The sequence below is a fragment of the Allobosea sp. TAF32 genome (assembly GCF_052113585.1).
In the GTDB taxonomy this organism is placed as follows: domain Bacteria; phylum Pseudomonadota; class Alphaproteobacteria; order Rhizobiales; family Beijerinckiaceae; genus Allobosea.
In genome coordinates, this window is record NZ_JBFRDM010000002.1 from 407799 (window position 1) to 429883 (window position 22085).

The following is a 22085-nucleotide window of genomic DNA, read 5'->3' on the forward strand; positions in this document are numbered from 1 at the left end:
CTGTTCTCCACAGGTGTTTTCGGGTTGATTCGACCGCGGCGGAGCAATGCCGGGCACGGTTTTCCGATGCGCCGGAAAGAAAAAACCGTGCCACCGCGAATCATCTTTGCCGGCCGGTAGCCGATCTGTGTTCATCGGTCGACTCGCGAACATTCTTTGAGCTGTCGCAATCGAAAGCGATCCACAGTTGGAATGAACCCGCGAATCATCTGTATTGCGGAAGGGGGGGAGTTCAGGCTGACCGTCGGCTCACAGCCGCGCGGCCACAGTTAACTATGCGTTAACCTGTGTTAACCAATGGTCGCGATATGACGATGCCGAGCAGACATCGAACGGCACGCCAATGAGTGTTTCGAGGCAGCTACCGCCCGTACACCCCACGGTGCGACGTCCAACACTCAGTCATGTGGCGATGTCCGCCGCGGCGGCCGGGTTGTTTTTCACGATCGCAGGCTGCGGCGAGCAGAAGCTTTCCGATTCCGAGCTGATGATCGCGTCGCGGTCCATCACGGTCGATGTCGGCAGGGCGATGGTCTTGCCGCCGCCCGGCAGCCTCCCTGTGACCGGCGTCACGCAACGCAGCTACGACAATGCCGTCTCGCAGGTTATTTCGCTGACGACGCGCGGCCGCACGCCGGGTGAAAATGCCATCCATGCCGCCTTCTTCACCGTCACCGATCTGCCCGACAGGCTCGGCGTCGAGGGCAATCTGCTGCGCGAACCGGGTATCGACGACTTCTCCATTGCCCAGGAAATGGAAGAGCGCCTGCCCGGAATCGCCATGGCGCCCGCAGCCGTCTTCGTCCAGAACAAATACGGCCCCTTCAGCTATGCGTTCGGGCGCGGAGTAGGCGGCGAAGCCTGCCTCTATGCCTGGCAGCGCATCGCGAGCGGCGACAGCCTGTTCATGCCGAGATCGGGCGTGATTTCGGTCCGCATCAGGGTCTGCGACCCCGTCGCCACCGAGGCGGCGCTGCTGCGCCTCGCCTACAGCTATTCGATCAACGCCTCGCTGCGGCGTACGGGCTGGAGCCCGATCGGCGATGCGCCGTCGCCTGCGCCGGAACTCGGCAAGGCCGGAGCGCCGATCTATCCGGTGCCGCAGGCCTCTGCTCCCGATGCCTTCGAGCAGGCCCCCGCCGCCCGGCCGCGCCCGGTCCGGGCGCCGCGAAGCGAGCGCCGCGTGCAGGAAGCTCCCGAGCCGATCCCGGACAAGCCTCTCGAAGGATATCCGACCGTCCCACCCCCGCCCGCGCCCTGAACACGATCCGGATTGCCGAACGCCCATGCGAACAGCATGCTACGTCATCTTCTGGGCCATCACAGCGATCGTGGTCGTCGCGCTCATCACGCTGCCGATCAGCTTGCAGGCGCATCTGATCGCCGGTGCGATCGTGGTGAGCGCGATGATCATCCTCAAATTCCTGAGGCCTTACGGCGTCTGGAGGCTGATCGCGCTGGGCCTGGGGACGGCAATCGTGTTGCGCTATATCTACTGGCGCACCACGAGCACCCTGCCTCCGGTCAACCAGCTCGAGGATTTCATTCCGGGCCTGATCGTTTACCTCGCCGAACTCTACAACATTGGCATGCTGTTCCTCAGCCTGTTCGTCGTGGCCATGCCCCAGCCGAGCCGCAAGGCACCGCCGATCGATCCGCAGAGCGCGCCCACGGTCGACGTCTTCGTACCCTCCTATAACGAGGATGCCGAGTTGCTGGCGACCACGCTCTCGGCGGCGCTGGCGATGGACTATCCCGCCGGCCGCCTGAAAGTGTACCTGCTCGACGATGGCGGCACCGACGAAAAGTGCAACGCCGACAATTTCGTTGCTGCCAGCGCCGCCCAGGAGCGCCGGGCGACACTGCAGAAGCTCTGCGATGGGCTTGGCGTCTCCTACCTGACGCGCGAGCGCAACATCAGCGCCAAGGCCGGCAACCTCAACAACGGCATCGCCCATTCGCAGGGCGAACTGATCGTCGTCTTCGACGCCGACCACGCCCCGGCACGCAGCTTCCTGACCGAGACAGTCGGCTATTTCGGCCAGGATCCGAAGCTCTTCCTGGTCCAGACCCCGCATTTCTTCATCAATCCCGACCCGCTCGAACGCAACCTCAAGACCTTCAAGACGATGCCGTCCGAGAACGAGATGTTCTACGGCATCATCCAGCGCGGCCTCGACAAATGGGACGCGTCCTTCTTCTGCGGTTCGGCCGCGGTCCTGCGGCGCGTAGCCCTGCAGACGACGAACGGCTTCTCGGGGAGGAGCATCACGGAGGACGCCGAGACGGCGATCACCCTGCATGCCACCGGCTGGCACAGCGTCTATGTCGACAAGCCGCTGATCGCAGGACTGCAACCGGCGACCTTCACCAGCTTCATCGGCCAGCGCTCGCGCTGGGCGCAGGGCATGATGCAGATCCTGCTGTTCCATCGCCCGATGTTCAAGCGCGGCCTCTCCCTGCCGCAGCGGCTCTGCTATTCGTCCTCCGCCCTGTTCTGGCTCTTCCCCTTCGCGCGGCTGACCTTCCTGATCGCGCCGCTGTTCTACCTGTTCTTCGGCCTGGAGATCTTCACCGCCTCCGGCGCCGAGTTCATCGCCTATGTGCTCAGCTACATGGCGGTGAACCTGATGATGCAGAACTACCTCTACGGCCGCTATCGCTGGCCTTGGATCTCCGAACTCTACGAATTCATCCAGTCGGTCTATCTGCTGCCGGCGGTGATCTCGGTGCTGCTCAGGCCGACCAAGCCGACCTTCAAGGTCACGGCCAAGAACGAATCCCTGGAGCAGCGGCGCGTCTCCGAGCTCGGCAAGCCGTTCTTTATCATCTTCGCCGTGCTGTTCCTCGGCGTCATCGCGACCTACTGGCGGATGATCGCGGAGCCCTACAATGCCGACACGACCCTCGTCGTCGGATTGTGGAACATCCTCAACCTGCTGATGGCGGGCTGCGCGCTCGGCGTCGTCTCCGAGCGGCCGGAAGGGCGCGCCGCCCGGCGCTTCCCGGTGAAGCGGCGCGGCGAGATCAGCATCGACGGCCACATCGCCCCGGTCGTGACGGAGAATGTATCCGTCGACGGCATCGCCATCCGGGTACTGTCCAGGGACCTCGACAAGGTGTCGATCGGCAGCGTGGGGCAGGTGTCGTTCGAAACGACCATCGACATGCCGCGTGGATCCCTGCCCTTGCGGGTCATGCGCGTCGCTCCCGACGACAAGGGTCTTCTGCTCGGCTGCAGCTACCAGCCGACCGAACCGCTGCACAGCCGCATCATCGCCGATCTCGCTTTCTCCGACGCCGAGAACTGGAGCCAGTTCCAGAAGTCGCGGCGGCAGAACATGGGGGTGATCTACGGCACGATCCGCTTCCTGCGGATGGCGGCCTTTCAGACGAGCCGCGGCCTGTCCTATTTCTTCGGCCTCTACCGGTTTTCACGGTCGTCCACGCGCACCGGAGCGGCGGAATGAGACGGCTCCCGCTCACCCTCCTCACAGTCGCGGTTGCCACACTGACGCAGGGCCTCCTCCCGCGGCTCTCGGCACAGGAGGCGCCAGCGACGGTGCCCGGTCCGGCCCCCTTCATGATTGCGCCGCCCGGCGCGCAGCCGGCCGAACCGCCGCCCGCGGCGAGCCCTGCCCCGCCTCCGGCCCGGGAGCCGGTGGCGCCATCGCCGGCTCCGGCCTTCGCCTTCAAGCCGCTGCTGCCGGCACCGCGCGTCATGCTCGAAGGCGAGAGCGATACACGCAGCTGGGCCTTCTACCTGACGCAGGACGAGGCGGCGGCCGATCCCAATCTCGATATCGCCTTTCAGAATGCACTGGTCGTGATGCCGGAGGTTTCCCGGCTGGCCGTCCGCCTCAATGGCGAACGGGTGATCGAGATGCCGATCGCATCGTCCGACCGCCTGAAGCAGACCTCGGTCGCGGTTCGCAAAGGCCTGCTCAGGCCGGGGCTGAATACGATCAGCTTCGAAGCCCTGCAGCGCCATCGCACGGATTGCACGGTGGCTTCGACCTATGAGCTGTGGACCCGCATCGACGGCGCGGGCACCCGGCTGACCTTCAAGGGACCGGCGGCGCAGCAGTTCCGGCTGCGCAGCCTCGACGATCTGCCGGCGATCGGCGCCGACGAGGGCGGCCAGACCACGATCGTCATCGTCGCCCCCGGCGCAGCGAGCGCGATTGCCGCGAACAGCATTTTCGCCGTGGCGCAGGCCCTTGCCCTGCGCGGGCGATACGGCCAGGTCGCAGTGAAGGTCTCGGAACGCCTGCCCGAACGTGCCCGGCCGGGCACATTGACCGTCGCACTCGGCACGAACGACGAGATCCGTGCGTTGCTCGGCGGGTTGCCCACCGAAGCCGGCGGACGCAGCTTCCTCGGCTTCGTGCCGAGCCCGAAGAAGAGCACCGACATGCTGCTCGTGACGGGCGCGAACTGGCCGGACATCGACGCGATCGTCGGCAAGCTGCTGACCGCCCCCGTCTCGAGGCCGGCCAACATCAATCGCAAGACCATGGATACGGCGAGCTGGCATGTGCCGGATGCGCCCTTCGTCGCGGACCGGCAGGTGGTGCGGTTTTCCGAGCTCGGCATCCCCACGCAGGAATCGTCCGGCCGGCGCATGCGGGTGCGGGCCGTCGTCGCGATGCCCGGCGACTTCTACGCCAACGCCTACGGCGAGGCGACGCTCTATCTCGACGGCGCCTATTCGGACGAAGTCCTTCCGGGCGACAGCCATATCGAGATCTTCGTCAACGGCAACGTCGCCGCGACCTTGCAGCTCAATGCAGTGACGGGCGGGCTGTTCCAGCAATTCCCGATCACCGTGCCGCTGCGGCATTTCCGGCCGGGCGTCAACGAGATCTGGTTCGAGGCGGTCACCGTAGCCAAGTCGGACCTGAGCTGCGGGCCTGGCGCGACGCTCCCCGGCAAGAGCCGCTTCGCGCTGTTCGACACCACTGTGCTGTCCGTTCCGAACTTCGCGAAGATCGGGGTCAGCCCCAATCTCGCGGCGGCAGCCGGCACCGGCTTTCCCTATTCGGTCGCATCGCAGGTCGCCCTCATCATGGGCCGGCAGGATGCCACCAATCTCAGCGCCGCGAGTACGCTGCTGGCGCGCATCGCCCAGCGGGCCAGCAGGCCGCTCACCGTCGAGGTGCTGTCCGGTCCGGCTGCTGTCGGCGACCGGCCGGTCCTGATCGTCGGCGCCGCCGGCCAGCTGCCGGCCGGGATGCTCCCGCGCGTCGGGATTGCCGACAATGTCCGTGCCACCTGGCCGCTGCGCTCGGACGCCGTGGTGGTGACGCCGGATGCGGAGGGCGCCGCCGTCTTTGACGCCGTGATCAACCGGTTGCAGGGCCGGCAGGCGACGCCCGAAGCCTCGGGCGGAGCAGCTCCGACCACCGAGGCCGTGCGCGACCGCTGGCGCGGCTCGCTGGGCGGCCCTCTTGCCCGCTACTTCATCGCCTTCGATCAGTGGCTCCAGCGAACCTTCGATCTCTCCTTCGCGCAGCTGCGCGCGCCCTCGCGTGCGCCGACGCTCTACGAGCCGGCCGAAGGCACTGACCTGATTGTCGCGCAGGCCGCCGATCCGGAGACGAGACAGGTCTGGACCGCCTTTATCGCCCGCCGCGAAGAGGCTCTGGAAAGCACGGTGGACAGGGTCGTCTCGCCCGGAAACTGGGCGGCCATGGCCGGCAAGATCACCGCGTTCCGAGGCGCCCAGGAGGCGCACATCATCTCGGCCGACAGCACCTCCTTCGTCATGACACGGCCGTTCAGCCTGACGAATATGCGCCTGGTCTTCGCCAACTGGATGTCGAGCAATATCGGCATCTATGCATTGGCTTTGCTCACGGCCTGCATCGGCCTTGGCATCGGAACATCCCTGATGCTCCGGCGGTTGGGGCGTCGATCGTGATCCGCTTTCTCGCCATGCTCGCCGCAGCTCTCCTCGGCTTCCTTCCGAATGCGCAGGCGACGGTGCCCGCCGATGCCTGGGCGCTGTACCGGCAGAAATTCGTCACCGCCGAGGGCCGCGTCGTCGACGATGCGAATGGCGGGATCAGCCATAGCGAGAGCCAGGGCTACGGGCTCCTGCTGGCGTGCCTGGCGGGAGATCGCAGCACCTTCGCCAGCATCTTCGCCTTCACACGCACGGAACTGCTCATCCGCGACGACGGGCTCGCGGCCTGGCGCTGGGATCCGAAGGCGAGCCCCCGCGTCACCGACATCAACAACGCCAGCGATGGCGATCTTCTGATCGCCCACGCCCTCGCCTGCGCCGGCAGCCGCTGGAACATGCCCGCCTACAGCGCCGCCGCCAGCCAGCTCGCCCGCGCTCTTGCGAAGGTCGCACTCCTGAAGCGCGGCAACGATGTCTGGCTGATGCCGGCAGCGGTCGGCTTCTCCGAGAAGGATCGTGCCGACGGCCCGGTGATCAACCCCTCCTACTGGGTGTTCGAAGCCTTCCCCGTCATGACCCAGCTGACCGGCGATCCGGTCTGGACCCATGTCCAGGCCAGCGGGCTCAAGCTGCTCGACGAGCTGGCCAAGCGGAAGTTGCTTGCGCCGGAATGGCTGTCGATCAAGGCCGAACCGAAGCCGGCCGAAGGCTTCCCCGCCCAGTTCGGCTACAATGCGCTCCGCATCCCCCTCTATCTGCTGCGCGCCGGGCTCGGCGAGAAGGCGCGGCTCGAGCCCTTCCGCCAGGCCTGGGCCGGCGGCACGGCGGTCGTCGACGTCCGCAGCGGCAAACCCGTCGAGCCTCTCCCCGATGCGGGCTATCGCATACTCGCCGCAGCGATGGCCTGCGCGCTCGACAAAACCCCGATTCCGGCTGAGCTGAAGACCTTCCAGCCTACGCTGTACTACCCGTCGACGCTGCATCTTCTCTCCCTCTCGATGCTGAGCGAGAGGTATCCGCAATGCATGTGAGATCGGTCCTGATCGTCGCCGCGGCCTCGGGCGCCGCCTTCTATGCCCTTGGCCGCTACAGTGGTCAGGATACAAAATGGCCGGGCTCGCAACCCGTGATCCGGCCGGCGCTCGCCCAGGGCGAGACGCAGCAGGCCATGCCGGGCAACGAGCCGGCCCTCGAACTGGCGCAGGCCCCGAACGCGCCCGCGCGCCCCGCGACGCCGTCAGCGACTCAGCCCCAAACGCAGCAGCCCCCGCAGAAGGTCGATGAAACCGCGCTCCGCTATTTCGCGGCGCAGGGCGACGTTCGCCGCTTCGAAGCCGAACTCGCGAGGCTGCGGGCGCTCTACCCCGAATGGAAGCCGCCGACCGATCTGACCTCGCAGGGGCAGGTCGGCGATCCCGAGCTCGAGCGGGTGTGGAAGCTCTTCGCCGAGGGCAAGTACGGCGAGGCCCGGGCCGCGATAGCCCAGCGCGGCAGCGCCGATCCAAGCTGGCGTGCGCCTGCCGACCTCGTGGCGCAGCTCGACACGGCCGAAGCGCGCCAACGCCTCGTCAACGCCTCCAATGCCCGGCAATGGGAACAGGTCATCCGCCTCGGCACCGAGACGCCGGCGATGCTGACCTGCGCCAATGTCGATGTGCTCTGGCGCGTCGCCGAGGCCTTCGTCCAGACCGGCAAGCCCGACCGCGCACGTGACGCCTTCGCCTATGTGCTGACCAACTGCACCAACCCGGCCGAGCGGGTCGGCACCATGCAGAAGGCGCTCGCGACCCTGCCCGAAAATCTGGTCGAGCCGCTGCTGGCGCAGGAACGGCAGACCGAATTTGCCAGCATTCGCGACGAGCTCGCACGGCGTCGCATCGGCAAGGCTGCCGACGCCCCGACGCAGACAGCCACACCCGAGGATCTCCGGCGCATCGAAACCCTCGCCAACGCAGCCACGACGGCCGACGACCCCATCCTTCTCGGTTTCTACGCTCTCCACCACAACGACCCGACCAAGGCCGTGACCTGGTTCCAGACCGCGCTCGCGCGCAAGGGCGGGGCGAAGGCGGCGGAAGGCGCGGTGCTCGCCCTCGGCGCGACGCGGAAATATCAGGAGGCCGAAACGCTCGGCGCGCAGTGGCTGGAAGCTGGCGCAGCCAATCGCAAGGCCTATCTCGACGTCATCACGGCGCTGCTCACCCAGGAGCCGCCGCCGCGCCTCGACCGTGCCGTGATCGAGCGCATCGCCAAGGCCGTGGGCAAGGACCGGTACGCTCCCGGTGCGGGGGCGCTTGGCTGGTATGCCTACAACTCCGGGCAGACTGCGCCGGCCAGCACCTGGTTCGCAACGGCGCTGTCCTGGGACAGTGACTACGAGCCGGCAGCCTATGGGCTGGCGCTGGTGCGCCAGCGTCTGCGCGACCAAGCCGGGCTGCGCGCCTTGATGTCCGAATGGGGCGGGCGTTCCCAACGGATCGCCGATATCCTCAACCCTGCGCGCAGACCGCCCCAGCCCCCGACCCAAGCCCGTGTCGACCGGCCTCCCACCGCCGAGCCGCGCCAGAGCGCGCGCGTGGAACCTACCTTGGAACCGCTGGAACGCGCGCCTCGGTCCGCGATAGCAGCGGTGCGCGCTCACCCCGTCGAACGTGAAGACACGACAATCGCTGCGACGCCGTCCCGGTCGAGCACGGCCCGCCCGAGCAGCGGCAGCTGCGGCGCTGGCTCATCCGGCGCTGCGGCCCTGCAGCGTGGCTGGTGCCTTCTCAATCTCAAGCGCCCGGTCGCGGCGGCGGAAGCCTTCGAAGCCGCGCGGCGCACCGGGACCGCACAGATCGTCTCAGATGCATCAGCCGGCCTCGCCTATGCCAAGATCCAGCAGGGCCTGACGTCGGAAGCCAGTGTCGCTGCCGGCAGTGCGGCTCTACCTCCCGCACGGCGCAACGAGCTTTCGGCCCTGCTCCTGTCCGAGCGCTTCTTCGCGCAATACGATGCCAAGGATTACAACGGCGCGCTCGTCACTCTTGCGGCGCGGGCGCGCTACGCGCCGGAGACGACCGACTTGCTGCTGATGCGCGGCTGGTCCTACTTCAACCTCGGCCGCTACGACGATGCGAGCCAGGTCTTCCAGGCGCTCTACAAGACCAACAACTCGCCGGATGCCCTGTCGGGGCTGACCGCGATCCGCGACGTGACCCAGCGCAATAGATACTGAATAGTTCGGACCTTGCGGGCAGCCTCGATCGAGACGGCCCGCAAGGTCCGATACATTTGCGAACAGAAGCGTGATCGATGGCTCCGCCCGGAGCACCGCGGAAGATCGGTGCTCCAGGCTTAAGCAACAGGCCTTACTCGGCCGGGACCGCCAGGACCTCACCGTCGACCACCAGCGGAGAGTGCCCGCTCAGCGCGGCCTTCAGCTGGTCCTGATCGAGCTCGCCTTCCCAGCGCGCCACGACGATCGTCGCCACCGCATTGCCGATGAAGTTGGTCACCGCGCGGCATTCCGACATGAAGCGGTCGATGCCGAGGATCAGCGCCATGCCCGCGACCGGGACGGCGGGAACGACCGAGAGCGTCGCCGCCAGCGTGATGAAGCCCGCGCCGGTGATGCCGGCCGCGCCCTTCGAGCTCAACATGGCGACGAGCAGCAACAGAATCTGGTCGCCGAGCGGCAGGTGAATGTCCATGGCCTGCCCGATGAACAGCGCCGCCAACGTCATGTAGATGTTGGTGCCGTCGAGATTGAAGGAATAGCCGGTCGGGATGACCAGGCCGACGACGGAGCGCTTGCAGCCGGCCGCCTCCATCTTCTCCATCAGGCTCGGCAGCGCCGCCTCCGAAGAGCTGGTGCCGATAACAAGGAGGATCTCTTCCTTGATGTAGCGGATGAGGGCGAAGATCGAGAAGCCGTTGTAGCGGGCGACCGCACCGAGCACCCCGAGCACGAAGATCGCCGCGGTCAGGTAGAAGGTCAGGATCAACATCGCGAGATTGGCGACCGAGCCGATGCCGTAGCGGCCAATGGTGAAGGCCATCGCGCCGAAGGCGCCGATCGGGGCCGCCTTCATCAGGATCGCTACCAGCTTGAAGATCGGAGCCGAAAGCGCCTGCAGGAAGTCGAGGACCGGCTTGCCGCGCTCGCCCACCATCGAGAGCGAAAGGCCGAAAAGCACCGAGAAGAACAGCACCTGCAGGATGTCGCCGGAGGCGAAGGCGCCGACGATCGTGTCCGGGATGATGTTCTGCAGGAAGCCGACGATGCTGGAATCATGCGCCTTGGCCGCATAGCCCTGCACGGCCTTGGCATCGAGGCTGGCCGGGTTGATGTGCAGCCCGGTGCCGGGCTGAATGACGTTGCCGACGATGAGGCCGACGATCAGCGCCAGCGTCGAGAAGACGAGGAAATAGATCATCGCCTTACCGGCGACGCGCCCGACCTTCTGCATGTCGCTCATGCCTGCGATCCCGGTCGAGACCGTCAGGAAGATCACCGGCGCGATGATCATCTTGACCAGCTTGATGAAGGCGTCGCCGAGCGGCTTCATCGCCGCGCCCTGCTCGGGCCAGAAATGGCCGAGCAGAATGCCCGCCGCGATGGCGAACAGAACCTGGACATAGAGGTGTTGGTAGAACTTTCTGGGGCGCGCCGGCTGAGCGGACGCGAGGTCGAGCGTGGTCGCCATGATGTGCTCCTTGGGTCGGCGGTGTTCTTGCTCTTGTTCGAAACCGCTAGGCCCGTTGCGCAATCGGCGTGCCAACCGCGCGAAATCGACAGACTTCCTATAGAACAACGCGTTAGCGGGGCCGCGACGCGGGCCGGGGCGGGTTATTTGGCGAAAATCCGCACGGGCCCCTCTTGATTTGTGCGGAAATCCGCACAACGACTGGTTATGAGCCATTTCCTGCTCGATCCTCGAAGGGGGGCCGCGAAGCTGCGCTGGTTGGTCTTCGGGCTGGTCGTCGCAGCCATCGCCATCGCCTCGCTCTTCGCCGCCGGCGAATTCGGTCGCAGCCGGGCCATCGCCGGCACGCAATCGCGGGCCGAGGATGCCGGAACGCTGGCTCTCGCCATCCTGCGCGGCGAGCTCGAGAAGCAGCGCGCTCTGCCGGTGATCCTGGCCCGCGACCCGGACGTTCGCCAGGCACTGACAGGCGGTAGCCGCCACGGTCTCGACCTCAAGCTGGAAGCCATCGCGCGCGAAGCCCGCACCGCCGTGATCTATCTGCTCGGCCCTGACGGCATCGCAATCGCGGCCAGCAACTGGAACGAGCCGACGAGCTTCGTCGGCAACGACTACAGCTTCCGCGACTACTTCCGCGGTGCCGTCGCATCCGGCGGCGCCGAGCAATTCGCGCTCGGCACGGTCAGCCAACGTCCCGGCCTTTATATCACCCGGCGGATCGAGGAGGCCGGCCAGAGCCTCGGCGTGATCGTCGTCAAGGTCGAGTTCGACCGGGTCGAGGCCGACTGGCGAGCGCTGGGCGGCCAGAGCTATGTCGTCGACCAACGCGGCGTCGTGCTGCTCGCGACGGTCGAGGACTGGCGCTTTCGGGTCGAGGCGCCGCTCGACCAGGCGACGGCCGCGGCGATCCGGGACTCGCTCCAGTTCGGCGCCGCGCCGCTGACGCCCTTGCCGCTGCTGCAGCAAGGTGAGCTCGTCCAGGGGACGACCCCGCTCACCGGCCGCTATGTCCGGATACGCCACCCCGTGCCGACGACGGATTGGGTGCTCGAGGTACTGCTGCCTGTCGATGCAGCGATCACCGCAGGTCGTTCGCAATCGCAGGCGCTCGTCGCGCTCGTGCTGATGCCGGGCGCCGCGCTCGCCGCCTTTGCCCTGCGCCGGCGCCAGCACAACCTCGTCCGGCGCGAGGCCGACGCGCGCGCAAAGGCCGAGCTTGAGGAACGCGTTGCCGAGCGCACCGCCGAGCTGGCCGGCGCCAACCAGCGCCTCGTCGCCGAAATGGCGACGCGGACCCTGGCGCAGGAACGGCTGTCCAACCTCCGGGAGGAACTCGCCAAGGCCAACCGCCTGGCCACGCTCGGCCAGGTCACCGCCGGCGTCGCTCATGAGGTCAATCAGCCGCTCGCGGCGCTGCGCACCTATGCCGAGAACGCGCGCGCCTTCCTGAAGCGGTCCGACACGATCGAGGCTGACGGCGCACTGGCGCGGATCGTCTCGTTGACCGACCGGATCGGCGCGATCACCGAGGCGCTGCGGGGCTTCGCGCGCCGCGGCAAGGGGCCGCCGGTGCCGGTCCCGGTCGCCACCGTCATCGAAGGCGCCCTGACCTTGCTCGAAGGGCCGCTGCGCCTGGCCGGAGTAACGCCGGTCGTCACAGCTCCAGCCGGGCCGGTCCTCGTCAGCGCCCGTCCGATCGAACTCGAACAGGTGCTCGTCAATCTCCTGCGCAACGCGATCGAGGCCATTCTCGAAGGGGGCGATGGAGGCGAGCCCGCGCTCGCTATCACCGTCACCCCGCGTGGAGACCGGGTCGAGATCGCGATCACGGATCGCGGACCGGGCCTCTCGGCCGACGCGCTGGCGCAGCTTTTCACCCCGTTCAGCACGACCAAGCCCAAAGGGCTCGGCCTTGGCTTGGTCATTTCGCAGGACATGATCACGTCCTTCGGGGGCACGCTGACGGCGACGAGCCGGCCGGGGGAAGGCGCCAGCTTCGTCATCAATCTCGAAAGGGCAGCCGCATGAGCGATTCCAGCGCTTCCATCGCTGCGATCGAGGTCGCCTTCGTCGACGACGATCCCGATCTGCGCGACGCTAATGTCCAGGCGCTGCGTCTGGCCGGCTTCCCGGCGGTCGCATTGCCTTCCGGCCACGCGGCGCTAAAACGGATCGGGCCGGACTATGCCGGCATCGTCGTCACCGACATCCGCATGCCCGGCATGGACGGCATCGAATTGCTCCGGCGGCTGCGGACGCTCGATCCCGACATCCCGGTGATCATGATCTCGGGCCATGCCGATATCGAGACGGCGGTGGGTGCCATGAGCGAAGGCGCCTACGACTTCATCGCCAAGCCCTATTCCGGCGAGCGCCTCGTCGAGACCTTGCGTCGCGCCGCCGAAAAGCGCGCGCTCGTTCTCGAAAATCGCCGCCTGCGGGCGTTGGCGACACGCGGCGAGGAAGAAACCACCCTCATCGGCGAGACGCCTGTCATCATGCGTCTGCGCCAGACCATCCGTGAACTCGCCGATGTCGATGTCGACGTGCTCATTCAGGGTGAGACGGGAACCGGCAAGGAGGTCGTCGCCAACCTGCTGCATCACCTCGGGCGGCGGCGCGACAAGCCCTTCGTCGCGCTGAATTGCGGCGCTCTGCCGGATAGCGTCATCGAGAGCGAGCTCTTCGGCTATGAGCCCGGTGCCTTCACCGGCGCGCAGAAGCGGCGGATCGGGCGCATCGAGCATTCGAGCGGCGGCACCCTTTTCCTCGACGAGCTGGAAAGCATGCCGCTGGCCGCGCAGGTCAAGCTGCTGCGCGTCCTGGAAATGCGCGAGATTGCGCCGCTCGGCTCGAACGACCTGCGCCGCGTCGACCTCCGGGTCGTAGCCGCGACCAAGGCCGACCTGGGCGACTCCGTGCGGCGGCGCGATTTCCGCGAGGATCTTTATTACCGCCTCAACGTCGTGACGCTGCACATCCCGCCGCTACGCGAGCGCCGCGGCGACATCCCGCTGCTGTTTTCGCGCTTCCTGGCGCGGGCGGCGGAAAAATACCGCCGGGAGGTGCCCGCCCTCGACCGCGCCGTCGAACGGCACCTCGTCGAGAACGACTGGCCGGGCAATGTCCGCGAACTCGTCCATTTCGCCGAACGTGTCGCACTCGGCCTGCCGGAGAATCTGCTGCCGGTCACGAAGGCGGAGGAAGGCGGCCCGCTGAGCCTGCCCGAGCGGCTGAACGCCGTCGAGGCGACCCTGATCCGGGAGGCGTTGGAAGAAACGCAGGGCGATGTCCGGGCCGCGCTGGAGAAGCTGCGCATCCCGCGCAAGACCTTCTACGACAAGCTCGCAAGGCATGGCATCGACCGCGCGGCCTATGAGCCCGGAGCAGAACGGGAGCCAAGAGTGCCCGCGCGCTGAACACCCGGGCGCCTGCGGTCTTCCTGATCGGCGCGCAGGGCAGCGCCGACCCGCCTATCTCAGCTGGCTGTCCTTGCTGCCGCGCCGGTTGTAGGCGGAGGACGCCGCGGAGCGATCATGGCCTGACTGGCAGTGCACGCACAGGCGCGCGCCCGGCATGGCGCGGCGGCGCGCTTCGGGGATTTCATCGCCGCATTCCTGGCAATGGATCTCGCCCGGCCCGGCCGGCAGCCGCGAGCGCACCAGCCGGACCGCGTCATTGATGGAATCGTCGATCTGGTCCTGAACGGCCCCGTCGGGCGCCCAACCACTCGCCATCCTGATACCTCCGTGCCCGGAGGATATGGGGTCGGCGTGCAGGAATCCAACGCGGATGCCTGGCCTGGGCCGAGCCCTTCCCGGTCAGATGCGGTTGCTCTCCGCGGCCTGGGCGTTCTCGAGCGTGCTCACCACCTCGTCGAGGCTCTCCTTCACGCCGAGCAGGAAGTCCTTGCGGAAGGCGATGATCGTATCCGGCGGCTCGCCCTTGAAGGTGTAGACCACGCTGACCTGGTCGGGATTGACGTAGACGGGCTGGCCGTCCTTCGGCGAGGTGAACTTGCAGAGCTTGGGCATGGTGCGATCTCCATCGTCTGCCGAACGCTGACATTGCCGGGCCAACCCAGGCGGCGACATCGTTGTCGGAGGAGCTTTCGCTACAGGCTCACATCGCGTCAGTCCACGGCCCCCTGCGGACGAAGCTTGCAAGGCGACCCCCGCCTTCGCAGCGGCCGGCTGAAACACCGGGGTCGCCGAGCGTTCGGACGGACGCCTTGGCCGCGATGGCACGATTCCTGATTGGCCCATCGCGAACCGTCCCAAAGGAACAGCCGAAAGGCATGGCGCCAAATCTGCGGATCCTCATCGTCGACGCGAACCAGGTCAGGGCCACGATCATCGAGGAAGGCTTGCGGGAAGCGGGCTACCGGCAGCTGATCCGCCTGTCCGCGACCACCGGGCTGATCGCCGCCATCGAGGCCCATGATCCCGATGTCGTCGTGATCGACCTCGAGGATCCCAGCCGCGACGCGCTGGCCGACATGTTCCTCGTCAGCCGGCATGTCCGCCGGCCGATCACCATGTTCGTCGACCAGTCGGATTCCGCCTCGATCGAGGCCGCGGTGGAGGCCGGCGTCTCCGCCTATATCGTCGATGGGCTGAAGAAGGAGCGGATGCAGCCGATCCTGCAGACCTGCATCAGCCGCTTCAACGCCTTCCGCAAGCTGCGCGAGGAACTCGACGAGGCCCGTTCCCAGCTCGAGGACCGCAAGACGATCGACCAGGCCAAGCGCATCGTCATGCGGCTGAAGGGTCTCTCGGAAGACGAGGCCTACGCGCTGATGCGCCGAACCGCGATGAACGAGAAGCGCAAGCTCGTCGACATCGCCCGCTCCCTCATCACCGCCGCGGAGATGCTGAAATGACGACGCTGCACCTGCGGGTCGGCTTCATGCCGCTGGTCGATTGCGCCTTGGTCGTTTTGGCGAAGGACGAGGGCTTCGCCGAGGCCGAAGGGCTCGATCTCGAACTGGTTCGCGAAGTGTCCTGGTCGAACCTGCGCGACAAGTTGAATGTGCGCCTGTTCGACGCCGCCCATATGCTCGGCCCCGCCGCTATCGCCGCGACGCTGGGCATCGGTGGCGTCAAGGCTCCGATGGCGGCGCCGCTGGCGCTCAATCGCGATGGTGCGGCGATTACGCTTTCGTTGCGGCGCTTCGAGGAAATGACGCGTCTGGCGGAGGGCGATCCCGCCGACACCGCCGTCTCCGCCCGCGCGCTCGCCACGCTGGTCGCGCGCCGCCGGGCCGCTGGCCTGCCGCCGCTGACCTTCGCCGCTGTGTTCGCATTCTCGACGCATATCTACCTGCTCGGAGAGTGGCTGGAGAAGGCCGGGCTCAAGCTCGGCGACGACGTTCGTTTCGAGGTCGTGCCGCCGCCCCAGACCGTCGAGGCGCTCGCCAGCGGACGGATCGACGGCTTCTGCGCCGGCGAGCCCTGGAATTCGGCGGCCGTGGCGGCCGGCGTCGGCGCGATGGTGCATGCCAGCGTCGATCTGCGCCGCAATTGCCATGACAAGGTTCTCGCCTGGCGCGCCGACGACATCCAGAAGCGTCCGGCCGCCGTCGCGAAGCTCGGCACCGCGATCCTGCAGGCCAGTGCCTGGGCCTGCCGCCCGGAGAATTTTCCGCGCATGGCGCAGCATCTTTCCGCGCCGGATCGGCTCGCGCTGCCGGCCCCGCTCATCGAGCGCATCCTGCACGGCGAGCTGATCCAGGGTGCTGAGAGGCCGCCGCGCCAGATCGATCACTTCATCCGGCTCGAGCCGGAGGCGCTGCGCCCCGATCCGGACGATGCCGACTGGGTTCTGGCCGGCATGGAACGGGCCGGCCAGATCGTCGCGACGCCGCAGATGCGCGACATTGCCCGAGGCGTTTACCTGCCGGCCTATTTCGAAGGCATTTTGGCCAACCATCCCATTATGCCCAAACATTAGGCCAATGCGCTTCTCTTGTGCGATGCAGCAAAGCGATTGCGCCGATGGCGCGCCAGCTCGTAAGTTCGCAAGTTATTGCAATTCAAGGATCGCAGCGCCCCCCGAGCGGTTGGCACGATCCTTGTAGAGCTTGATACGACGCGGCCAACGCTGCCCGCGCCATCCCCGATCCGGAAGACACAGCAACGCCGCTGTCGAATGCGCCTGTCCAGGCGTCTTTCGCGCGGCGTTTTTCGCGTTCGGGGCTGGCTCAAACGCGCGGCTTTTCAGCAACCGAGAGGCGATCGATGACGCATAGCTCCAGAACCGGGATCAAAGCGGCCGCATCCATGCAAGGCGGCGCCAGCCGTCGCCAGTTCCTGCAAGTGTCCGGGACGGCTGCATTGCTTGCGGCGGCAAGGGCGGCGTTGCCCTCTGGCGCCTTCGCGCAAGGGACCGGTCCAGAGGTCAAGGGCACGCGTCTAGGCTACATCGCTCTCACCGACGCCTCGCCGCTGATTATCGCCAAGGAGAAGGGCCTCTTCGCCAAATACGGCCTGCCCGACATGGACATCGCCAAGCAAGCGAGCTGGGGCGCGACGCGCGACAACATGGCGCTCGGCTTCAAGGCGAACGGCATCGATGGCGGCCATATCCTGCGGCCGAAGACGCATCTCTATTCCACCGGCAAGGTCATGCAGAACGGCCAGCCGCTGCCGATGTACACGCTGCTCAACCTCAACGAGGACGGGCAGGCGATCTCGGTCTCCAACGAATACAAGGATCTCAACGTCCAGAAGGATTCCTCGCCGCTGAAGCAGGCCTTCGAGCGCAAGAAGGCCGCCGGCAAGGAGCTGACCGCCGCCATGACCTTCCCGGGCGGCACCCATGACCTCTGGATCCGCTACTGGCTCGCCGCCGGCGGCATCGACCCCGACAGCGACATCAAGGTCATCGTCGTGCCGCCGCCGCAGATGGTGGCGAACATGAAGGTCGGCACGATGGACTGCTTCTGCGTCGGCGAGCCCTGGAACGAGCAGCTCGTCAACCAGAACATCGGCTACACCGCGCTGACCACCGGCGAGCTCTGGCTCCGCCATCCCGAGAAGATCCTGGGCATGCGCGCCGATTTCGTCGATGCGAACCCCAAGGCGACGCAGGCCATCCTGATGGCCGTGATGGAGGCCCAGATCTGGGCGGACAAGATGGAGAACCGCCAGGAACTCGCCGAGATCGTCGGCAAGCGCCAGTGGTTTAACGTTCCCACCGGCGACATCAACAAGCGCCTGCTCGGCGACATCAACTACGGCAATGGCCGCGAGGCGAAGGGCACCAATCTCTACATGAAGTTCTGGGGCGAAGGCGGCACGACCTCCTATCCCTGGAAGAGCCTGGATACCTGGTTCGTCACCGAGAACATCCGCTGGGGCAAGTTCGAGTCGACGATCGACATCAAGGCGCTGGTCGACAGGACCAACCGCGCCGATCTCTGGCGCGAGGCCGCGAAGACGCTCGGCGTCGCCGGCGCGCCGACGACCGATTCCCGTGGCGTCGAGACCTTCTTCGACGGCATGAAGTTCGATCCCGCGGCGCCGATGGACTACCTCAAGGCGCTGAAGATCAAGCGGATCGCCTGACGCCATGGCCGAGCCCCTGATCATCGTCGGCAATGGCATGGCCGCGACGCGATTGGCTGACGAACTCAGCCAGCGCGCGCTCGGGCGCTATTCCCTGGCGGTGATCGGAGACGAGCCCCGACTCGCCTATAACCGCGTCCTGCTCTCCCCGCTGTTGGCGGGCGAGATCGGCGAGCGGGAGATCGAGCTCAAGCCCGCCGCATGGTGGCGCGAGCGCGGCATCTCGACCTTCTATGGCCGGCCCGTCCAGACCATCGATCGCGCGGCGCAAACGGTCACGCTCAGCAGCGGTCCGACCCTGCCATATGGCAAGCTCGTGCTGGCGACTGGTTCGACGCCGCTGCGGCCGCCCTTTTCGGGCGGCGAACTCGCCGGCGTCGTCACCTTCCGCGATACCGCCGATGTCGGCACGATGCGGGCTTATGCCCAGCGCGGCGCCCGCATCGTCGTGATCGGCGGTGGGCTTCTCGGGCTCGAGGCAGCCTATGGGCTCGCACGGGCCGGCGCCGAGGTGACGCTGCTGCATCTCGTCGACCGCCTGATGGAGCGCCAGCTCGACCACGAGGGCGCAGCCCTGCTCGCCGCGGCGATGGCCGGGCGCGGCATCGACGTGCGCCTCTGCGCCGAAACGAAGGGCTTCCGCGGCGAGGGTCGGGTCGAGGCGGTCGAGCTGGCGGACGGAACTGAGATCCCCGCCGATCTCGTGGTCATCGCCATCGGCGTGCGCCCGAATATCGGGCTCGCGCGAGCGGCGGGCCTCGGCGTGGGGCGCGGCATCCTGGTCGATGACGGCCTCGCCACCGACGACCCTGCGATCTTCGCCATCGGCGAATGCGCGGAGCATCGCGGCCTCGCCTATGGCCTTGTCGAGCCAGCCTATGAACAGGCGCGGGTGCTGGCCGCGAGGCTCGCCGGTCGCGAAGGCGCCTATCAGGGCTCGCTGCTCTCGACCAATCTCAAGGTCTCCGGCGTCGGCGTCTTCTCGGCCGGCGAGTTCGAGGCCGGCGATGGCACTGAGACCGTCGTGCTGCGCGATCCGGCCGCGGGCATCTACCGCAAGTTCGTGCTGCGCGAGGGCCGCCTCGCCGGTTGCGTGCTCGTCGGCGATACGCAAGGCGCGCTGTTCTATCTCGGCCTGATCCGCTCGGGGCAGGACATCAGCGCGATCCGTGCCGATCTGCCCTTCGGCGAAAGCTATTGCGTCGGGAAGGCCGCCTGATGCGCCACGACGCCCCCCTTGCTCCGGTTCCCGTGCGCACGACCTGTCCTTATTGCGGGGTCGGCTGTGGTGTGCTGGCGACGCCGGACGGGCTGGGTGGCGCCGCGATCGCAGGCGATACCGAGCATCCGGCCAATCGGGGGCGGCTCTGCTCCAAGGGCTCGGCGCTCGGCGAGACGCTGGGGCTGGGCCACCGGGTGCTGCACCCGCTGAAGCGCAATACGGAAGGCAGCTACGACAGGATTGGTTGGGACGAGGCGCTCGATGCTGTCGCTGCCGGCTTGCGGGCCATCGCCGCCGAGCACGGCGCCGCGGCGATCGCCTTCTACCTCTCGGGCCAGCTCCTGACCGAGGACTATTACGTCGCCAACAAGCTGGCGAAGGGCTTCATCGGTTCGCCCCATGTCGACACCAATTCGCGGCTGTGCATGTCCTCGACGGTCGCCGCGCAGCGCCGGGTCTTAGGCTCGGACACGGTACCCGGATCCTACGAGGATTTCGACAGCGCCGACCTGATCGTCCTCGTCGGCTCGAACACGGCCTGGTGCCACCCGATCCTGTTCCGGCGCATGCAGGATAATCGACGCGAACGCGGCGCGCGTCTTGTCGTGCTCGACCCGCGCATTACCGCCACGGCGGAAGAGGCCGACATGGTGCTGGTGTTGAAGCCCGGCTCCGACGCGGCCCTCTTCGCGGGGCTGCTCGTTCATCTCGCCGATCGCGGTCTCATCGACCGCACCTATGTCACGCGCCATGTCGCCGGCTTCGACGAGGCCCTCGCCAATGCCCGCGAGATCGCGCCCGACGTGGCCTCGGTCTCAGCCATGACGGGCCTTCCGGTCGAGCAGATCGCAGCCTTCTATGAGCTCTGGGCCAGCACGCCCCATGTCGTCACGGCCTGGAGCCAGGGCGTCAACCAGTCGGCGCAAGGTACCGACAAGGTCGCCGCGATCCTGAGCTGCCACCTCGCCACCGGCCGGATCGGGCGCCCCGGCTGCGGCCCGTTCTCGCTGACCGGCCAGCCCAACGCGATGGGCGGGCGCGAGGTCGGCGGGCTCGCCAACATGCTCGCCGCCCATATGGGCTACGGCGCGGAAGAGATCGATCGCGTTCGCCGCTTCTGGCGCGCGCCGAGCATCGCCCGCCGCGAGGGCCTAAAGGCGGTGCAGATGCTCGAAGCGGTCGCTGATGGCGGCATCCGTGCGATGTGGGTGATGGCGACCAACCCGGCAGTCTCCCTCCCGAACGCGGACAAGGTGCGTGCCGCGCTCACCGGCCTCGATCTCTTCATCGTTTCCGAGAACGTGCTCTCCAACGACACGCTCGCCGCCAAACCCCACTACATCCTGCCGGCCGCGGCCTGGGGCGAGAAGGACGGCACCGTCACCAACTCCGAGCGGCGCATCTCGCGCCAGCGCGCCTTCCTGCCGCTGCCGGGCGAGGTGAAGCCGGATTGGTGGATCGTCGGCGAGGTGGCGAAGCGCCTCGGATTCGGCGAAGCCTTCGCCTATGTCGGCGCGCACGAGATCTATGCCGAGCACGCGGCGCTCTCCGCCTTCGAGAATGACGGCACGCGCGATTTCGATATCGGCGCCCATGCCGGTCTCGACCGGGCCGGCTATGACGGGCTGCGTCCGGCGCAATGGCCCGTGCCGGCCCATCAGCCGCAGGGCACCGCGCGGCTTTTCGGCGATGGAAACTTCTTCGGCCCCGGGCGTCGCGCGCAGATGCGCCCGCTCGCCGCCCCAAAGCTGGCCGCGGCAAAGAGCGAGGCTTTCCCCCTGCTGCTCAATACCGGCCGCGTCCGCGACCACTGGCACACGATGACCCGCACGGGCCTCAGCCCGCGGCTCAGCGCGCATGTCGCCGAGCCTTCTGTCTCCGCGAACCCGGCCGACATCGTGCGCTTCGGGCTGAGCGAGGGCGGTTTCGCCCGTCTCGCCAGTGCCAATGGCAGTGCGGTGCTCAAGGTCGCGGCCGACAGGGGCGTCACCGAAGGAGAGCTGTTCGCGCCGATCCACTGGTCCGGGGAAACGGCCTCCGACGCCCGCATCGGCGCCCTGGCGCAGCCGCTCTGCGACCCGTTCTCCGGCCAGCCCGAATTGAAGGCGACGCCGGTTTCGATCGCGCCGGTCGCTTATCGTTTTGAGGGTTTCGTCCTGTCACGCACGCCCTTCGCCGTGCCGGAGCCGAGCTGGTGGGCACGGTTGGCGGTGCAGGGCGGCGAAGGAAGGCTGTTTGCCACCGACGCGCCCGTCGATGCGATGGCGGCGCTGATGCGCGAGCGCTTCGGCCCGGACGAGCTGACCGAGCTGATCGACCGCGACGGTGGCAGCTATCGCTGCGCCGCGCTCCGCGAAGGCCGGCTCGCGGCCACCCTCTTCCTCGCGCCTGCGGGCCGCCCCCCGCTCTGGGACACGGTCAAGACCATCTTCGCCGATCCGGCGGCGACCGTGGAGAGCCGGCTCTCCCTGCTGTCCGGGCGCAGCCCCGGCGGGACCGATCCCGGACCGACCGTCTGCGCCTGCTTCGGCGTCGGCCTGAATGCGATCCGCGCCGCCTTCGAGGCCGGCGCGGCGACGGCCGAGGAGATCGGCCTTCAGCTCAAGGCGGGGACCAATTGCGGCTCCTGCCTTCCCGAAATCCGCCGCATCGGCGCGCAGGCACGCGCGAGTGAAGCGGCATGACCAACGCGACGGACA

The 22085-nt window shown here is 67.4% G+C and carries 15 protein-coding genes; 12 read left to right on the forward strand and 3 right to left on the reverse strand.

Annotated elements, in window-relative coordinates:
• Positions 1-433: 433 nt before the first annotated feature.
• The 5 genes from bcsN to AB4Z16_RS06495 are packed head-to-tail and all read left to right on the forward strand — an operon-like array spanning position 434 to position 9125.
• A complete protein-coding gene (bcsN, locus tag AB4Z16_RS06475; protein ID WP_441510509.1) occupies positions 434-1261 on the forward strand; it encodes a cellulose biosynthesis protein BcsN in 828 nt (275 codons plus the stop codon).
• 25 nt (positions 1262-1286) lie between these two features.
• Positions 1287-3470 (forward strand): UDP-forming cellulose synthase catalytic subunit, encoded by a 2184-nt coding sequence (gene bcsA / locus AB4Z16_RS06480; RefSeq protein WP_441510510.1) that lies wholly within the window; start codon positions 1287-1289, stop codon positions 3468-3470.
• Positions 3467-5923 carry a cellulose biosynthesis cyclic di-GMP-binding regulatory protein BcsB gene (locus tag AB4Z16_RS06485; protein WP_441510511.1) on the forward strand — a complete coding sequence of 819 codons (2457 nt, stop codon included), beginning with the start codon at positions 3467-3469 and terminating at the stop codon, positions 5921-5923. The genes bcsA and AB4Z16_RS06485 overlap by 4 nt, the downstream gene beginning before the upstream one ends.
• Before the next feature lie 14 nt (positions 5924-5937).
• Positions 5938-6939, forward strand: a complete 1002-nt coding sequence (locus AB4Z16_RS06490; RefSeq protein ID WP_441510715.1) for a glycosyl hydrolase family 8 — start codon at positions 5938-5940, stop codon at positions 6937-6939.
• Complete coding sequence (locus AB4Z16_RS06495) at positions 6930-9125, forward strand: tetratricopeptide repeat protein (RefSeq protein WP_441510512.1); 2196 nt, start codon at positions 6930-6932, stop codon at positions 9123-9125. The genes AB4Z16_RS06490 and AB4Z16_RS06495 overlap by 10 nt, the downstream gene beginning before the upstream one ends.
• 133 nt (positions 9126-9258) lie before the next feature.
• On the opposite strand, the gene AB4Z16_RS06500 is transcribed toward AB4Z16_RS06495, so the two are convergent.
• On the reverse strand, positions 9259-10596 hold the full coding sequence (locus AB4Z16_RS06500; protein ID WP_441510513.1) for a dicarboxylate/amino acid:cation symporter: 1338 nt from the start codon (positions 10594-10596) through the stop codon (positions 9259-9261).
• 207 nt (positions 10597-10803) lie between these two features.
• On the opposite strand from AB4Z16_RS06500, the gene AB4Z16_RS06505 reads away from it, so the two are divergent.
• The gene (locus tag AB4Z16_RS06505) at positions 10804-12624 is read left to right on the forward strand and encodes a sensor histidine kinase (RefSeq protein ID WP_441510514.1); all 1821 of its coding nucleotides are present in this window, start codon (positions 10804-10806) and stop codon (positions 12622-12624) included.
• Positions 12621-14015, forward strand: coding sequence for a sigma-54-dependent transcriptional regulator (locus AB4Z16_RS06510; protein ID WP_441510515.1), 1395 nt, complete (start codon positions 12621-12623; stop codon positions 14013-14015). Before AB4Z16_RS06505 ends, AB4Z16_RS06510 begins: the two co-directional genes overlap by 4 nt.
• A 54-nt stretch (positions 14016-14069) precedes the next feature.
• Here the strand turns inward: AB4Z16_RS06510 and AB4Z16_RS06515 are convergent, their stop codons facing one another.
• On the reverse strand, positions 14070-14333 hold the full coding sequence (locus tag AB4Z16_RS06515; protein ID WP_441510516.1) for a DksA/TraR family C4-type zinc finger protein: 264 nt from the start codon (positions 14331-14333) through the stop codon (positions 14070-14072).
• A gap of 84 nt (positions 14334-14417) precedes the next feature.
• A complete protein-coding gene (locus AB4Z16_RS06520; protein WP_441510517.1) occupies positions 14418-14630 on the reverse strand; it encodes a hypothetical protein in 213 nt (70 codons plus the stop codon).
• A 263-nt stretch (positions 14631-14893) separates the two neighbouring features.
• On the opposite strand from AB4Z16_RS06520, the gene AB4Z16_RS06525 reads away from it, so the two are divergent.
• The 5 genes from AB4Z16_RS06525 (at position 14894) to AB4Z16_RS06545 (ending at position 22070) form a co-directional block, all read left to right on the forward strand.
• Positions 14894-15478: an ANTAR domain-containing response regulator gene (locus AB4Z16_RS06525; RefSeq protein ID WP_441510518.1), complete on the forward strand. Its 585-nt coding sequence runs from the start codon at positions 14894-14896 to the stop codon at positions 15476-15478.
• Positions 15475-16548, forward strand: a complete 1074-nt coding sequence (locus AB4Z16_RS06530; RefSeq protein WP_441510519.1) for a CmpA/NrtA family ABC transporter substrate-binding protein — start codon at positions 15475-15477, stop codon at positions 16546-16548. Before AB4Z16_RS06525 ends, AB4Z16_RS06530 begins: the two co-directional genes overlap by 4 nt.
• A 287-nt stretch (positions 16549-16835) precedes the next feature.
• Positions 16836-18164: a CmpA/NrtA family ABC transporter substrate-binding protein gene (locus AB4Z16_RS06535; RefSeq protein ID WP_441510520.1), complete on the forward strand. Its 1329-nt coding sequence runs from the start codon at positions 16836-16838 to the stop codon at positions 18162-18164.
• Positions 18165-18168: 4 nt separating this feature from the next.
• Positions 18169-19383, forward strand: coding sequence for an NAD(P)/FAD-dependent oxidoreductase (locus tag AB4Z16_RS06540; protein ID WP_441510521.1), 1215 nt, complete (start codon positions 18169-18171; stop codon positions 19381-19383).
• Entirely contained in the window at positions 19383-22070 is a 2688-nt protein-coding gene (locus tag AB4Z16_RS06545; protein WP_441510522.1) for a molybdopterin-dependent oxidoreductase, read from the forward strand. Before AB4Z16_RS06540 ends, AB4Z16_RS06545 begins: the two co-directional genes overlap by 1 nt.
• The last annotated feature ends 15 nt before the right edge of the window (positions 22071-22085 follow it).

Coding starts and splice junctions, on each gene's coding strand:
- AB4Z16_RS06530 (WP_441510519.1), top strand. CDS start 15,475: ATGACGACGCTGCACCTGCGGGTCGGCTTCATGCCGCTGGTCGATTGC.
- AB4Z16_RS06510 (WP_441510515.1), top strand. CDS start 12,621: ATGAGCGATTCCAGCGCTTCCATCGCTGCGATCGAGGTCGCCTTCGTC.
- AB4Z16_RS06545 (WP_441510522.1), top strand. CDS start 19,383: ATGCGCCACGACGCCCCCCTTGCTCCGGTTCCCGTGCGCACGACCTGT.
- AB4Z16_RS06505 (WP_441510514.1), top strand. CDS start 10,804: ATGAGCCATTTCCTGCTCGATCCTCGAAGGGGGGCCGCGAAGCTGCGC.
- AB4Z16_RS06495 (WP_441510512.1), top strand. CDS start 6,930: ATGCATGTGAGATCGGTCCTGATCGTCGCCGCGGCCTCGGGCGCCGCC.
- AB4Z16_RS06515 (WP_441510516.1), bottom strand. CDS start 14,333: ATGGCGAGTGGTTGGGCGCCCGACGGGGCCGTTCAGGACCAGATCGAC.
- bcsA (WP_441510510.1), top strand. CDS start 1,287: ATGCGAACAGCATGCTACGTCATCTTCTGGGCCATCACAGCGATCGTG.
- AB4Z16_RS06540 (WP_441510521.1), top strand. CDS start 18,169: ATGGCCGAGCCCCTGATCATCGTCGGCAATGGCATGGCCGCGACGCGA.
- AB4Z16_RS06520 (WP_441510517.1), bottom strand. CDS start 14,630: ATGCCCAAGCTCTGCAAGTTCACCTCGCCGAAGGACGGCCAGCCCGTC.
- AB4Z16_RS06525 (WP_441510518.1), top strand. CDS start 14,894: ATGGCGCCAAATCTGCGGATCCTCATCGTCGACGCGAACCAGGTCAGG.
- AB4Z16_RS06535 (WP_441510520.1), top strand. CDS start 16,836: ATGACGCATAGCTCCAGAACCGGGATCAAAGCGGCCGCATCCATGCAA.
- AB4Z16_RS06485 (WP_441510511.1), top strand. CDS start 3,467: ATGAGACGGCTCCCGCTCACCCTCCTCACAGTCGCGGTTGCCACACTG.
- AB4Z16_RS06500 (WP_441510513.1), bottom strand. CDS start 10,596: ATGGCGACCACGCTCGACCTCGCGTCCGCTCAGCCGGCGCGCCCCAGA.
- AB4Z16_RS06490 (WP_441510715.1), top strand. CDS start 5,938: ATGCTCGCCGCAGCTCTCCTCGGCTTCCTTCCGAATGCGCAGGCGACG.